27 protein-coding genes are annotated in these 13,092 nt (G+C 58.1%); all 27 read right to left on the minus strand.

Annotated features, from left to right (window positions below; all coding sequences use genetic code 11):
• Positions 1 to 178: 178 nt before the first annotated feature.
• The gene (gene rpmJ, locus H6B10_RS07265; RefSeq protein WP_040917785.1) at positions 179 to 292 is read right to left on the minus strand and encodes a 50S ribosomal protein L36; all 114 of its coding nucleotides are present in this window, start codon (positions 290 to 292) and stop codon (positions 179 to 181) included.
• A 37-nt stretch (positions 293 to 329) separates the two neighbouring features.
• A complete protein-coding gene (gene infA / locus H6B10_RS07270) occupies positions 330 to 566 on the minus strand; it encodes a translation initiation factor IF-1 (RefSeq protein ID WP_007047272.1) in 237 nt (78 codons plus the stop codon).
• A gap of 26 nt (positions 567 to 592) precedes the next feature.
• Complete coding sequence (locus H6B10_RS07275; protein WP_204650985.1) at positions 593 to 844, minus strand: KOW domain-containing RNA-binding protein; 252 nt, start codon at positions 842 to 844, stop codon at positions 593 to 595.
• Positions 832 to 1,605, minus strand: coding sequence for a type I methionyl aminopeptidase (gene map / locus H6B10_RS07280; protein ID WP_204650986.1), 774 nt, complete (start codon positions 1,603 to 1,605; stop codon positions 832 to 834). Before map ends, H6B10_RS07275 begins: the two co-directional genes overlap by 13 nt.
• Positions 1,606 to 1,612: 7 nt before the next feature.
• Positions 1,613 to 2,245, minus strand: coding sequence for an adenylate kinase (locus H6B10_RS07285; protein ID WP_204650987.1), 633 nt, complete (start codon positions 2,243 to 2,245; stop codon positions 1,613 to 1,615).
• A 15-nt stretch (positions 2,246 to 2,260) separates the two neighbouring features.
• The gene (secY, locus tag H6B10_RS07290) at positions 2,261 to 3,565 is read right to left on the minus strand and encodes a preprotein translocase subunit SecY (protein ID WP_204650988.1); all 1,305 of its coding nucleotides are present in this window, start codon (positions 3,563 to 3,565) and stop codon (positions 2,261 to 2,263) included.
• A gap of 1 nt (position 3,566) precedes the next feature.
• The gene (rplO, locus tag H6B10_RS07295; RefSeq protein ID WP_204650989.1) at positions 3,567 to 4,004 is read right to left on the minus strand and encodes a 50S ribosomal protein L15; all 438 of its coding nucleotides are present in this window, start codon (positions 4,002 to 4,004) and stop codon (positions 3,567 to 3,569) included.
• Positions 4,005 to 4,021: 17 nt separating this feature from the next.
• Positions 4,022 to 4,201: a 50S ribosomal protein L30 gene (gene rpmD, locus H6B10_RS07300; protein ID WP_007047278.1), complete on the minus strand. Its 180-nt coding sequence runs from the start codon at positions 4,199 to 4,201 to the stop codon at positions 4,022 to 4,024.
• A 13-nt stretch (positions 4,202 to 4,214) separates the two neighbouring features.
• A complete protein-coding gene (gene rpsE / locus H6B10_RS07305) occupies positions 4,215 to 4,718 on the minus strand; it encodes a 30S ribosomal protein S5 (RefSeq protein WP_204650990.1) in 504 nt (167 codons plus the stop codon).
• 18 nt (positions 4,719 to 4,736) lie between these two features.
• Entirely contained in the window at positions 4,737 to 5,096 is a 360-nt protein-coding gene (rplR, locus tag H6B10_RS07310) for a 50S ribosomal protein L18 (RefSeq protein WP_007047280.1), read from the minus strand.
• A gap of 18 nt (positions 5,097 to 5,114) precedes the next feature.
• Entirely contained in the window at positions 5,115 to 5,663 is a 549-nt protein-coding gene (gene rplF / locus H6B10_RS07315; protein ID WP_204650991.1) for a 50S ribosomal protein L6, read from the minus strand.
• A gap of 17 nt (positions 5,664 to 5,680) precedes the next feature.
• Positions 5,681 to 6,079: a 30S ribosomal protein S8 gene (rpsH, locus tag H6B10_RS07320; RefSeq protein WP_007047282.1), complete on the minus strand. Its 399-nt coding sequence runs from the start codon at positions 6,077 to 6,079 to the stop codon at positions 5,681 to 5,683.
• Between the two features lie 68 nt (positions 6,080 to 6,147).
• On the minus strand, positions 6,148 to 6,333 hold the full coding sequence (locus H6B10_RS07325) for a type Z 30S ribosomal protein S14 (RefSeq protein WP_040917788.1): 186 nt from the start codon (positions 6,331 to 6,333) through the stop codon (positions 6,148 to 6,150).
• A gap of 14 nt (positions 6,334 to 6,347) precedes the next feature.
• On the minus strand, positions 6,348 to 6,887 hold the full coding sequence (rplE, locus tag H6B10_RS07330) for a 50S ribosomal protein L5 (protein ID WP_204650992.1): 540 nt from the start codon (positions 6,885 to 6,887) through the stop codon (positions 6,348 to 6,350).
• A gap of 14 nt (positions 6,888 to 6,901) precedes the next feature.
• Positions 6,902 to 7,216, minus strand: a complete 315-nt coding sequence (gene rplX / locus H6B10_RS07335; RefSeq protein ID WP_007047285.1) for a 50S ribosomal protein L24 — start codon at positions 7,214 to 7,216, stop codon at positions 6,902 to 6,904.
• A gap of 16 nt (positions 7,217 to 7,232) precedes the next feature.
• Complete coding sequence (gene rplN / locus H6B10_RS07340; RefSeq protein ID WP_007047286.1) at positions 7,233 to 7,601, minus strand: 50S ribosomal protein L14; 369 nt, start codon at positions 7,599 to 7,601, stop codon at positions 7,233 to 7,235.
• Positions 7,602 to 7,634: 33 nt separating this feature from the next.
• Positions 7,635 to 7,889, minus strand: a complete 255-nt coding sequence (rpsQ, locus tag H6B10_RS07345; protein ID WP_204650993.1) for a 30S ribosomal protein S17 — start codon at positions 7,887 to 7,889, stop codon at positions 7,635 to 7,637.
• Positions 7,890 to 7,904: 15 nt separating this feature from the next.
• A complete protein-coding gene (gene rpmC / locus H6B10_RS07350; RefSeq protein WP_007047288.1) occupies positions 7,905 to 8,102 on the minus strand; it encodes a 50S ribosomal protein L29 in 198 nt (65 codons plus the stop codon).
• Positions 8,099 to 8,539 (minus strand): 50S ribosomal protein L16, encoded by a 441-nt coding sequence (gene rplP, locus H6B10_RS07355; RefSeq protein ID WP_204650994.1) that lies wholly within the window; start codon positions 8,537 to 8,539, stop codon positions 8,099 to 8,101. Before rplP ends, rpmC begins: the two co-directional genes overlap by 4 nt.
• Positions 8,539 to 9,243 (minus strand): 30S ribosomal protein S3, encoded by a 705-nt coding sequence (rpsC, locus tag H6B10_RS07360; protein ID WP_204650995.1) that lies wholly within the window; start codon positions 9,241 to 9,243, stop codon positions 8,539 to 8,541. Before rpsC ends, rplP begins: the two co-directional genes overlap by 1 nt.
• Positions 9,244 to 9,255: 12 nt before the next feature.
• The gene (gene rplV, locus H6B10_RS07365; protein WP_007047291.1) at positions 9,256 to 9,591 is read right to left on the minus strand and encodes a 50S ribosomal protein L22; all 336 of its coding nucleotides are present in this window, start codon (positions 9,589 to 9,591) and stop codon (positions 9,256 to 9,258) included.
• A 17-nt stretch (positions 9,592 to 9,608) separates the two neighbouring features.
• The gene (rpsS, locus tag H6B10_RS07370) at positions 9,609 to 9,884 is read right to left on the minus strand and encodes a 30S ribosomal protein S19 (RefSeq protein ID WP_204650996.1); all 276 of its coding nucleotides are present in this window, start codon (positions 9,882 to 9,884) and stop codon (positions 9,609 to 9,611) included.
• Between the two features lie 16 nt (positions 9,885 to 9,900).
• Entirely contained in the window at positions 9,901 to 10,731 is an 831-nt protein-coding gene (gene rplB / locus H6B10_RS07375) for a 50S ribosomal protein L2 (RefSeq protein WP_204650997.1), read from the minus strand.
• Positions 10,732 to 10,835: 104 nt separating this feature from the next.
• Positions 10,836 to 11,129 carry a 50S ribosomal protein L23 gene (rplW, locus tag H6B10_RS07380; protein ID WP_204650998.1) on the minus strand — a complete coding sequence of 98 codons (294 nt, stop codon included), beginning with the start codon at positions 11,127 to 11,129 and terminating at the stop codon, positions 10,836 to 10,838.
• Positions 11,129 to 11,749, minus strand: a complete 621-nt coding sequence (gene rplD, locus H6B10_RS07385) for a 50S ribosomal protein L4 (RefSeq protein ID WP_204650999.1) — start codon at positions 11,747 to 11,749, stop codon at positions 11,129 to 11,131. Before rplD ends, rplW begins: the two co-directional genes overlap by 1 nt.
• Positions 11,750 to 11,763: 14 nt before the next feature.
• On the minus strand, positions 11,764 to 12,396 hold the full coding sequence (gene rplC / locus H6B10_RS07390; RefSeq protein ID WP_204651000.1) for a 50S ribosomal protein L3: 633 nt from the start codon (positions 12,394 to 12,396) through the stop codon (positions 11,764 to 11,766).
• A 163-nt stretch (positions 12,397 to 12,559) separates the two neighbouring features.
• Positions 12,560 to 12,871 (minus strand): 30S ribosomal protein S10, encoded by a 312-nt coding sequence (gene rpsJ, locus H6B10_RS07395; protein WP_078783555.1) that lies wholly within the window; start codon positions 12,869 to 12,871, stop codon positions 12,560 to 12,562.
• Positions 12,872 to 13,092: the final 221 nt, after the last annotated feature.

Consider the following 13,092-nt stretch of genomic DNA (forward strand, 5'->3'; position numbering starts at 1 on the left):
ACATAAGTCAGACCAACCTGGATCCGCTTCTCGCGAGGCAGATCAACACCAGCAATACGTGCCATAAAGCACCTCCATAAATAACATCCCATGTCCTAGTCGGGGCCTGCGCCGGGAATCTACGCACTTGGCCCCCAAGCGTTTTGGGTACGGTTTCCGCGGAATGCTCCGCGGACCTTTAGCCCTGACGCTGCTTATGCTTCGGATTGGCGCAGATGACCATCACGCGACCTTTGCGCTTGATGACCTTGCACTTCTCGCAAATGGGTTTCACGGAAGGTTTTACCTTCATGATGTTAACCTCCTTTTCAAAACACAAGGCGTTTCAATTACTTGGAACGCCAGGTGATCCGGGCCTTGGTCAGGTCGTAGGGTGACATTTCCATCGTGACTTTGTCGCCGGGCAAAATACGGATGAAGTTCGTCCGCAGTTTACCGGAAATGTGAGCCAACACGGTATGGCCGTTGGGCTTGCCCTCTTTGTTGAGCAGCTCGACCTTAAACACGGTGTTGGGCATGGCCTCCCGTACGATACCTTCTACTTCAATGACATCTTCTTTAGACAAGCTGATTGCCTCCTTGAAGGGTTCCGTCAGTTTGCACAGTCCGCATCATATGCGGCGATGGCATCACTGAGTGATTGATCGCTTTTCAGAAGCTCGTTCGCAAGAACAGTGGTCGTGGGAGCCACATGCTTGGCCTTTTTCCGCTTCGGGTCCCCTACCTTGCGCAGGGTTCCGTCTGCCAGCCAGAGCATGGGCCCGTCCACGGCCAAAACAGCCAGCGTGCGGGTTTTATCCCGCCCGGCTTTGGAGCGTACCAGCTGACCTCTTACAAAGTCCATCCGGGTTCCTCCCAGCCTTGGGTCAGGACTTCCGCACCGGCCGCTGTGATGGCAAGGGTATGCTCAAAATGAGCTGCCAAACCGCCGTCACAGGTTTTGACCGTCCAGCCGTCCTTTAACGTCTTTACCGCGTACTTGTACTGGCACACCATCGGTTCAACCGCGATGCACATACCCGGTACCAGGCGCGGACCACGGCCCGCATTGCCGAAGTTGGGTACTTCAGGGTCTTCGTGCAGTTCTTTGCCGACGCCGTGGCCCACAAAGGTCCGCACGACCGAGAAGCCGTTCTCTTCCACATATTCCTGCACAGCGTGGCTGATATCCCCTACCCGGTTGCCGCCCCGCGCCATCTCAATGCCGCGGTGGAGGCTTTCCTTGGTAACATCCAGCAGACGCTGGGCTTCCAGGTCCAGTTTGCCGCATCCGTAGGTGCAGGCATTGTCACCATTGAAGCCATCGATCTTGCAGCCCGTATCGATCGAAACGATGTCGCCGGGCCGGATCTGCTGCTGGCGGCTGGGGATTCCATGAATGACTGTGTCATTCACGCTGATGCACGCCGTAGCCGGGAATCCGTACAGGTGCAGGAAGTTGGGTCTTGCACCGTGACGCACGATAAAGTCGTAGATGATTTTGTCGATTTCTGCCGTGGTAATCCCCGGCTCAATCGCTTCGCCGCCGGCCTTCAATGCAGCCGCGCTGATGGCGCAGGCTTTCCGCATTTTTTCCAGTTCAGCGGCATTCTTGATTTGGATCATGGATGAATTAAGCCTCCAAAAGCTTGAGAAGGAACGCGGTGGTGGCCTCGATGGAGCCCTGGTCGGGCACCTCGACGAGCTTACCGCGCTGGCGATAGAACTCCACCAGCGGCTCGGTCTGCTCGTGATAGGCTTTCAGCCGGTCCAGTACGGTGGCGGGCTCGTCATCCTTGCGAATAACCAGCTCACCGCCGCAACGGTCACACACGCCCTCTTTGGCGCTGGGTTTGTTGATGATATGATAGCTTGCACCGCACTTGGCGCAGACGCGGCGGCCGGACATGCGCTGGATGATGGCCTCGTCGGCCACGACCAGGTTGATGACCTTGTCGATCTCCACGCCCATCTGCTCCAGAGCTTCGCCCTGTGCAATGGTCCGCGGCATGCCGTCCAGGATGAATCCGTTTGCGCAGTCAGGCTGCGCCAGGCGCTCTTTCACGATACCGACGATGACGTCGTCAGGTACCAGAGCACCTGCGTCCATAAAGCTCTTAGCCTTTTGGCCCATAGGCGTGCCCTCTTTGACAGCAGCACGCAGAATGTTACCGGTCGAAATGGTGGGGATACCCAGCTTATCGCAGAGGATCTCTGCCTGCGTACCCTTACCGGCGCCAGGGGCGCCCAAAAGGATCATTTTCATCGCACATACCCTTTCTTATTCCAGGAACCCTTTGTGGTAACGGGCGGTCATATACCCTTCCAGCGCACGGCCGGTTTCCAGAGCCACGCCAACGACGATCAACAGGCTGGTACCACCCAACTGGATGGAGGTGCCGCTGATATTGCCGAGGATGATGGGCAGGCCCGCAACGATGGCCAGGAAGATGGCACCGATCAGGGTGATCTTGGACAGCGTCTTGGTGATGAAATCACTGGTGGGCTTGCCGGGACGGATACCGGGAATCGTACCGTTGTTTTTACGGAGCTGGTTGGCGATATCTACGGGATTGTACTGAATCGCTACATAGAAGTAGTTGAATGCAACGATCAGCAGCACATAAACGATGAGGTACAGGGGGCTGTTGTAATTGAACGCGCTGAAGAACGCATACAGATAAGGATGCGCAGCAGCGTCCAAATTGATGAACCGGAAGATCAGACCGGGCAGGCTGCACAGCGTCGAGGCAAAGATGATCGGCATAACACCGGTCATGTTGACCTTGATGGGAATGTAGCTGGCCTGGCCGCCGTACATCTTGCGGCCCACAACGCGCTTGGCGTACTGCACCGGGATGCGGCGCTCCGCGTTGGTCAGAACCACCACGAAGATCACCGCCAACAGGGCGAGCACCAGCAGAGCGGGCAGGAAGAAGTAGAACTGAGGTTCACCATTCTGCGCACGGCCGACGATGTTGGTGACAGCGCTGTACACGCTGGACCAGCGAGCGACGATACCGGCGAAGATCAGCAGCGAAAGACCATTGCCGATGCCTTTGGAGTCGATCTGGTTGCCCAGCCAGGTGCAGAGCTGCGAACCTGCGGTAAAGGCCAGAACGATAACCACGGCACTGAAGATGCCGGCAAAGCCATCGGTGTAGGAAAGCGCACCCATGTTGCGGATGATGAAGTAGTAGCCGATGGACAGCATCAGACCGATGCCCGCGCCAACATAGTTGGTGATGCGGCGCATCTTGCGCTGGCCTTCCTCCCCTTCTTTGGCGAGGTTTTCCAGATACGGAATGGCTACCGTCAGCAGCTGCATAATGATGGAGGCGTTGATGGCGGGCTGCACGCCAAGAGCGAAGATTGTACATTCACTCAGAGCGCCGCCGGACATCATGTTCAGATACTCCAGCATATCGCCGGTGCCACCGGCGAACATGGAGGACAGCGCGCTGGCCGTGATATACGGCACAGGAATCGCGCAGCCCAGACGGAACAAAACGAGGATCAGGAAGGTGAACAGGAGCCGTTTACGGAGATCATCGATCTTCCAGGCATTCCGGAAGGTTTCAAACACCTTACATCACCTCAGCCTTCCCGCCTGCTTTCTCGATTTTTTCTTTGGCAGAGGCAGTGTAGGCAGCGACCTTGACGTTGACAGCCTTGGTCAGCTCACCATTGCCCAGCACCTTGACGCCATCCAGCGTCTTGGAGATGATGCCGGCCTTCAGCAGGGCCTCGGCATCGACGGTCGCACCAGCCTCGAACTTCTCGAGGTCAGATACCTTGATGGTAACATACTTGGTGGCGAAAATGTTGTTGAAACCGCGCTTCGGCAGACGACGCTGCAGAGGCATCTGGCCGCCTTCGAAACCGGCCTTCTTGACGCCGGAACGGGCTTTCTGGCCCTTGTGGCCGAAGCCGGCGGTCTTGCCGTTGCCGGAACCGGCACCGCGGCCCTTGCGGGTCACGGCCTTGCGGGCGCCAGCGGACGCTTTCAGTTCATGAAGTTTCATGCTTGCACCTCCTTGCATTACGCCTTGGTCACGACGACCAGGTGGGAGATCTTGGCGATCTTGCCCTGGGTAGCCGCGTTGTCAGGCTGCTCGGTAACCTCACCGGGACGGTTCAGGCCCAGAGAGTGCGCAACGGCGATCTGCTCTTTGCCGCGGCCGATCAGGCTCTTGGCGAGACGAATGGTAACTTTTTCCATTGTAGTACCCTCCTTAACCCAAGATCTCGGCAACGGTCTTGCCGCGCTTGGCTGCGACGCTCTCGGCGTCGGTCAGGCCGCACAGACCTGCGAAGGTGGCAGCAGTGACGTTGATGGGGTTGTTGGAGCGCAGGCTCTTGGCACGAATGTCCTTGATGCCGGCGCACTCGAGCACCGCACGGACGGGACCGCCGGCCAGAACGCCGGTACCGGGAGCGGCGGGACGCATCAGAACGCGGCCTGCGCCGAACTCGCCCACGATCTCGTGAGGAATGGTGCTGCCCTTCAGGGCGATCTTGCGCATGTTCTTCTTGGCAGCGCCTTCACCCTTGCGGATGGCCTCGGGAACTTCGCCGGACTTGCCGACGCCGTAGCCGATGTTGCCCTTGCCGTCGCCGACGACGATCAGCGCGGCGAACTTCATGACGCGGCCACCCTTAACGGTCTTGGAAACGCGGTTGATGGAGACGACCTTGGTGATCATGCCGTCATCTTGTTCTCTTCTCTGCATGGCCATTGTATCTTCTCCCTCCTCTTACAGTTTCAGGCCGGCTTCGCGGGCGCCCTCAGCAAGCGCCTGAACGCGGCCCTGGTAGACGAAACCGCCGCGGTCGTAGACCACTTCGGTAATGCCCTTTTCGAGGCACTTCTTGGCGATGGCCTCGCCAACCTTCTTAGCGGCCTCAATGTTGCCGCCGTAAGCGTTGAAATCTTTGTCCATGCTGGACGCGCTGGCCAGGGTGACACCCTTGGTATCATCGATAACCTGGGCGTAGATGTGCTTGGCAGAGCGGAAAACATCCAGACGGGGACGCTCGGCGGTGCCGCTGATCTTGCCGCGAACGCGGCGGTGACGGCGAAGACGAGCTTCGTTCTTATCAGCCTTATTGACCATAATGTTTCTCCTCTCCTATTATTTACCCTTGCCGGCTTTGCCTTCCTTGCGGATGACATACTCGCCAACATAGCGGATACCCTTGCCCTTGTACGGCTCGGGCGGGCGTTTGCCGCGGACTTCGGCGGCATACTGACCGACTTCCTGCTTGTCGATACCGACGATGCTGAAATGCAGAGCATCCTTCAGTTCGATCTTGATGGTATCGGTCTCCTCGAACTCAACGGGGTGAGAGAAGCCCAGGGTCAGGACCAGCTTGTTGCCCTGCTTGGCGGCACGGTAGCCGACGCCCTGGATTTCCAGATCCTTGCGGAAGCCTTCGGTAACACCGACCACCATGTTGTGGATGATGGTGCGGGTCAGGCCGTGGAGGCTGCGGGCCTCCTTCTCGTCATTGGGGCGGGTAACCAAAATCTCATTGCCCTCCATCTTAACGTTCATGAGGGGATGATATTTGGAATGCAGGGTACCCTTGGGGCCCTTCACGGTGATGGCGTGCTCGGCCTCGTCGACCTTGACTTCCACACCCGCGGGAATGACGATGGGTTTTCTTCCAATTCTCGACATTGTCTATTGCCCCTTTCTTACCACACAAAGGCGAGGACTTCACCGCCGACATGAGCAGCACGGGCAGCCTTGTCGGTCATGACGCCTTTCGAGGTGGAGATGATCGCGGTGCCCAGGCCCTTCATGACCTTAGGCATATCTTCGCAGTTGGTGTAAATACGCAGGCCCGGCTTGGAAACGCGCTTCAGGCCAGCGATAACCGGCGTACCATTTTCCTGGTACTTGAGGGTCAGGGTGATGGTCCCCTGCTTGTTGTCCTCGGTCACTTTCATACCCTTGATGTAACCCTCATCAACCAGGATCTGGCAGATCGCCTTCTTCAGGTTGGAAGCAGGGATATCCACGGAAGGGTGTTTGGCAGTGCTAGCGTTGCGGATGCGGGTAAGCAGGTCCGCGATGGGATCGGTGATTTGCATGCCACTAACCTCCTTAGGTTGTGTTTCTCAAAGTGTTGATTTTCGTTCAGACAGAAGCAATCAAGGGCTTACCAGGAAGCCTTCTTGACGCCGGGGATCTCGCCCTTGTAGGCCAGCTCACGGAAGCAGATACGGCAAACACCGTACTTGCGCAGGTAAGCATGGGGACGGCCGCAGATCTTGCAGCGGTTGTAAGCGCGGGTCGAGAACTTGGCGGGACGCTGCTGCTTGAGCTTCATAGAAGTTTTTGCCATTATGGTTCCCTCCCTTAGTTAGCGAACGGAGCGCCCAGAGCCTTCAGCAGCTCCTTGGCTTCCTCGTCGGTCTTGGCGGTGGTGACGAAGCAGATATCCATGCCGCGGATCGCGTCGACCTTGTCGAAGTCGATCTCGGGGAAGATGATCTGTTCCTTCAGGCCGAAGGCGTAGTTGCCGCGGCCGTCGAAGGAGTTGCCGTTGATGCCGCGGAAGTCACGCACGCGGGGCAGCGCGACGTTGAACAGGCGATCCACGAACTCGTACATACGCTCACCACGCAGGGTGACCTTGGCGCCGATGGGCATGCCCTGGCGCAGCTTGAAGTTTGCAACGCTCTTCTTGGCCTTGCAGACAACAGCCTTCTGGCCGGTGATCAGGCCCAGGTCAGCAACGATAGCGTCGATAACCTTGGCGTTCTCTTTGGCTTCGCCGGCGGCAACATTGATGATGACCTTATCCAGCTTGGGGATCTGCATAACGCTCTTGTAGCCGAACTTCTTGTTCAGGGCCGGAGCGATCTCGTTGACATACTGTTCTTTCAAACGTGCCATTGTGTACTCCTCCCTTACAGTTCAGCGCCGCACTTGCGGCAAACGCGGACGTTCTTGCCGTCCTTGACGGAATGGGCAACGCGGGTGGGCTTGCCGCACTTGGGGCAGACAGGCTGCACCTTGCAGGCGTAGATGGCGCCCTCGGCCTTCACAATGCCGCCCTGCTCACCCTGACGGCGAGGCTTGACGTGCTTGGTGACCATGTTCAGGCCCTCGACGATGACCTTGCCCTCTTTCGGGGAAGTCTGCAGGACCTTACCGGTCTTGCCCTTGTCCTTGCCGGAGATGATCATGACGTTGTCGCCGGTTTTAACATGAAGATTGTTCATTCTTATTAAAACCTCCTTACAGCGATTCGGGAGCCAGGCTCAGGATCTTGGTGAAGCCGGCGTCGCGCAGCTCACGCGCCACAGGTCCAAAGATACGAGTGCCCTTGGGGCTCTTGTCGGCCATAACGATGACGGCGGCGTTCTCATCGAAACGGATGTAGGAACCGTCGTCACGGCGCAGGCCGTGCTTGCTACGGACGATGACGGCCTTGACCACGTCGCCCTTCTTCACGGTACCACCGGGAGCAGCCTTCTTGACGCTGCAAACCACGATGTCACCGATGTTTGCGTATCTCTTGCGGGTACCGCCCAGTACACGGAAGCACATTAACTCCTTGGCACCGGTATTGTCGGCCACTTTGAGATAAGTTTGCATCTGAACCATCTTTCAGGTCCTCCTTTCAAAGTACCAGGCTGATTATTTCGCTTTCTCGATGATCTTGACGAGACGCCAGTTGACTTCCTTGGAAATCTTGCGGGTCTCCATGATCTCAACGCGGTCGCCGATGCCGGCTTCGTTGTTTTCGTCATGGGCCTTGAACTTCTTGGTGCGCTTCAAGATCTTCTTGTACAGAGGGTGCTGGACGCTGTCCTTGACGGCGACGACGATGGTCTTGTCCATCTTGTCGGAGACAACGGTGCCCACACGGGTCTTTCTCAGATTACGTTCCATGTTTTACCCTCCCTCTTACGCGTTTTTGGCATTCTTCTCGGCCAGGACGGTCATCACACGGGCGATGTCCTTCTTCACGGTCTCGATCCGAATGGGGTTGTCCAACTGGTTGATGGCGTGCTGAAAGCGCAGGTTGAAGAGTTCGGCCTTCAGGTCCTTGAGCTGCTTGTTCAGCTCGACATCGGTCATTTCGCGCAGTTCAGTGGCTTTCATTCAGCGTCACCCTCCTTTACAGTGTCAAGCTCTTCGCGCTTGACGAATTTGCAGCGGACCGGCAGCTTGTGGCTGGCCAGGCGCAGAGCCTCACGAGCAGTTTCCTCGGTGACATCAGCCAGCTCGAAGAGCACGCGGCCCGGCTTAACAACAGCTACCCAGTACTCCGGGCTGCCCTTACCGGAACCCATTCGGGTGCCGGCCGGCTTCTCGGTAACGGGCTTGTCGGGGAAGATCTTGATCCAGACCTTACCGCCACGCTTGATATAACGGGTCATGGCAACACGGGCCGCCTCGATCTGGTTGGAGGTGATCCAGGCCGGCTCCAGTGCGATCAGGCCGTAATCGCCCTGATTCACCTTGTTGCCGCGCATGGCCTTGCCGGTCATGCGGCCGCGCTGGACGCGGCGATACTTAACACGTTTCGGCAGTAACATTACTGTTTGCCTCCTTCCTTCTTGGCGGGGGTTTTGGCGCCCTTCAGGATCTCGCCTTTGTAGATCCAAACCTTGACGCCAACCTTACCATAGGTGGTGTTGGCCTCGGCGAAGCCGTAGTCGATGTCGGCGCGCAGCGTCTGCAGGGGGATGGTGCCCTCATGGTAGCTCTCGGTGCGGGCGATATCGGCACCGGCCAGACGGCCGGAGCAGGTCACCTTGATACCCTTGGCCGGCGTAGCGCTGCGGTCACGGGGCTGCATGGCGTTGCGGATAGCCTGCTTCATAGCACGGCGGAACGCGATGCGGCGCTCCAGCTGAGAAGCGACATCCTCAGCAACCAGCTGAGCATTGGTGGTGGTGCCCTTGACTTCGATGATGTTCAGGTTCACAGCCTTGCCGGTGAGCTTGGCAAGCTGCTTTTCCAGCTTGGCGCTCTCAGCGCCGCCCTTGCCGATCACGATGCCCGGCTTTGCGCAGAAGACGTTGACCTTCACGCGGGGAGCACCAGTCTGGCTGTCGACGGTACGCTCGATCTCGATCTTGGGAACGCCGGCAGCGTACAGCTGCTTCTTCAGGGTCTTACGGATCTTGTGGTCCTCGACCAGGGTGTCGCCGAATGCCTGCTTAGAGGTAAACCAGCGGCTGTCCCAATCTTTAATTACACCCACGCGCATGCCATGGGGATTGACTTTCTGGCCCATTTGTTTACCTCCTTACTCTTTCTCTTTCAGCACAACAGTCATGTGGCTGGTGCGCTTGAGGATGCGGTACGCACGGCCCTGGGCGCGCGGCATGATGCGCTTGAGGGTGGGGCCGGGGCAGACATAGCATTCTGCGACGTACAGGTTGTTGCGGTCCATGTTGAAGTTGTTTTCCGCGTTTGCGGCAGCAGAGTTCACCAGCTTGAGAAGGGGCTCGCAGGCGGCCTTCGGGGTGTACTGCAGGATAGCCAGCGCTTCGTCCAGGGGTTTGTTACGGATGAGGTCCATCACGATCGAAACCTTGCGGGGACTAATGCGGGCGTAACGGAGAATTGCCCGTGCTTCCATTCGATGTTCCTCCTCTCTTACTTACCAGCGGTCTTGCCGCCAGCGTGGCCGGTGAACTTACGGGTGGGAGCAAACTCACCCAGCTTGTGACCGACCATATCCTCGGTGACGTAAACGGGCACATGCTTGCGGCCGTCATGAACGGCGAAAGTGTGACCGACGAACTCGGGGAAGATGGTGGAGGAACGGCTCCAGGTCTTCACGACGCTCTTCTTGCCGCTCTCGTTCATGGCCTCGACCTTTTTCATCAGGGAAGGCAGAACGTAAGGGCCCTTCTTGGTGCTTCTAGACATTGTTCAATTACCTCCCTTAGCCATTGGCGCGCTTGACGATGAACTTGTCGCTGCGTGCCTTGTGTTTGCGGGTCTTCAGGCCCAGAGCGGGCTTGCCCCACGGAGTACGCGGGCTGGAGTGACCAACCGGAGCGCGGCCTTCGCCACCGCCGTGCGGGTGATCGCAGGGGTTCATGACGGAACCACGGCTGCCGGGACGAACGCCCATGTGACGCTTGCGGCCAGCCTTGCCCAGGTTGACGTTCTCGTGATCCAGGTTGGACACGACGCCGACGGTGGCGATGCAGTTCAGACGAACGTTGCGCATCTCACCGGAGGGCAGACGAACCAGAGCGTAGCCGTTTTCCTTGGCCATCAGCTGAGCCATAACACCAGCGGAACGGACCAGCTGGCCGCCCTTGCCGGGGTAGAGCTCGATGTTGTGGATCATGGTACCCACGGGGATGTTCTCGAAAGGCAGAGCGTTGCCGGGCTTGATGTCGGCGTTGGGGCCAGCCATGATGGTGTCGCCCACCTTCAGGCCATCGGGAGCCAGGATGTAGCTCTTCACGCCGTCCTCGTACTCCACCAGAGCGATGAAGGCGGAACGGTTCGGATCGTATTCCAGCGTCTTGACGGTGGCGGGGACATCAAACTTGTTGCGCTTGAAGTCGATGACACGGTACTTGACGCGGTTGCCGCCGCCATGATGACGAACGGTGATCTTGCCGGTGTTGTTGCGGCCGGCATGCTTTTTCTTGGACTCGAGCAGGCTGCGCTCCGGCTCAACCTTGGACAGCACGCTGTAGTCGGTAACAGTCATGCCACGGCGGCCGGGGGTAGTCGGCTTGTACTTTTTAATAGCCATGATGTTCTCCTTATTGTTATCTTATGAATTTTTATCGGGGTCATATCCCCATAAGCGAACCCCTCGGCGGGGTTCTTGATCGGCAGCGGATACTGCCGGGGTCATCAGACCATGCTGTTGAAGAACTCGATCTCCTTGGAGTCGGGAGTCAGGGTTACGATCGCCTTTTTGCTCTTGGCGGTGTAACCGGCATGCATGCCCTGGCGGCGATAACGGCCGCGCACCGAAATGGTGTTGACCTTGGCGACCTTGACGCCGAACAGCTCTTCCACCGCCTTGGCGATGTCGATCTTGGTGGCGTCGGTGGCAACCTTGAAGGTGTACTTCTTATCGGCAATGCCGGCCATGGAGTTCTCGGTGATGACGGGGGCGAGAACGATGTCCTGTGCGAATTTCATCACGCATATACCTCCTCAAGTTTCTTGGCGGCGTCCAGGCTGAGGATCAGCTTGTCGGCGTTGACCACGTCGTAGGTGTTGACGCCGGTAGCGGCGGTCTTGACACCGGGGATGTTGGCGGCGCTCTTGACGAACTTGGCGTCCAGAGAATCGTTGACGATCAGGTTCTTCTTGCCGGCGCCAACAGCGGCCAGGAAGGCCACAACAGCCTTGGTCTTGTACTCATCGGCGGCGATCTTGTCGACGATGATCAGGTTGCCGTTGGCAGCCTTGTCAGACAGGGCGCTGAGCAGAGCCAGACGCTTAACCTTCTTGTTGATGGTGTAGTAGTAGCTGCGGGGCTTGGGGCCGAGAGCAACGCCACCGTGGGTCCACTGCGGAGCGCGGATAGAACCCTGGCGAGCATGGCCGGTGCCCTTCTGGCGCCACGGCTTGCGGCCGCCGCCGCGGACTTCCTTGCGGATCTTGGTGTTCTGGGTGCCCTGACGCTGGTTGGCCAGGAAGTTGACGACTGCCTCGTGGACAGCCTTCTCGTTCGGGGTGATCCCGAACACGGCGTCGGAAAGCTCAACGGTGGAAACCTTCTTGCCGTTCATATCGACGACATCAAACTGTGCCATTGTGTTTTCCTCCTTTACGCTTTCACGCTGTCGTGGATGGTCACGACCGAGCCCTTGGGGCCGGGGATCGCACCCTTGATGGCGATGAGATTATTCTCAGCGTCGACCTTGACGACGCTCAGGTTCTGCACGGTGACACGCACAGCGCCCATGTGGCCGGGCAGCTTCTTGCCCTTGAACACGCGGGACGGGGTGGAAGTGGAACCGTTAGAACCGGCATGACGGGCAACGGGACCGGTGCCGTGGCTCTCACGCAGGCGGTGCTGGCCGAAGCGCTTGATAACGCCCTGGTAGCCCTTGCCCTTGCTGGTGCCGACCACGTCGACCTTATCACCCTCGGCGAAGACGTCAGCCTTCAGGATGTCGCCCACGTTCAGAGCGGCGATGTCGTCGAAGCGGAACTCACGCAGGGTGCGCTTGGGAGCGACGTCAGCCTTGTCGAAGTGACCCTTGGCGGCCTTGTTGACCTTCTTGGCGCTCACTTCGCCGTAGCCCATCTGGACGGCCTGGTAACCGTCGGACTCGACGGTCTTCTTCTGCACGACGGTGCAGGGGCCGGCCTCAATGATGGTGACCGGAACGACCTTGCCGTTGGCGTCGAACAACTGGGTCATGCCCAGCTTCTTGCCGATGATACCTTTTTGCATTGTTTTGTCCTCCTGTAAAGGTTATTGGTTGGTGGTTTCCCATCAACATGACCTCTCCGCTGTTTGTTCACAGCGAGATCGGTGTTTTCGATTCTCACATCGGGTGCCGGCGGTTCGCAGATCACGGCTGCGCGTACCGGCTATTATAATGTAAGAGGTTCGATCACAGCTTGATCTCGATGTCAACGCCCGCGGGGAGCTGCAGGCTCATGAGAGCCTCGACCGTCTTGTTGGACGGCTTCAGAATATCGATCAGACGCTTGTGGGTGCGGGTCTCGAACTGCTCACGGCTGTCCTTGTACTTGTGGACAGCACGCAGGATCGTGACGACCTCCTTGTCGGTGGGCAGGGGGATCGGGCCGGACACGCGGGCGCCGGTGCGCTTCGCGGTCTCCACGATCTTCTGTGCCGCAGCATCGATCAGGGATGCATCATAGCTCTTCAAACGAATTCTGATTTTCTCTTTGACTGCCATTGCTTTCGCCTCCTAATAAAATTTGTGCCTTAGGCGAGCCGATAAATCACACACGTTTCCGGGCGTTCAACTTTCTCGCATGACAAAATCCGGTGAACCGTTTTGCACAGTTCTCCCGGAAAGAATCATCACAAAGTAAGCCGAACATTGGTCCGTGCCGCAGAATGCAGCGCCGTACATATCCCTTTGTTTCCGTAATTCTTTCGCCCGGTTCTAAGATC

The organism is Gemmiger formicilis (assembly GCF_016901605.1).
Lineage (GTDB): Bacteria > Bacillota > Clostridia > Oscillospirales > Ruminococcaceae > Gemmiger > Gemmiger formicilis_B.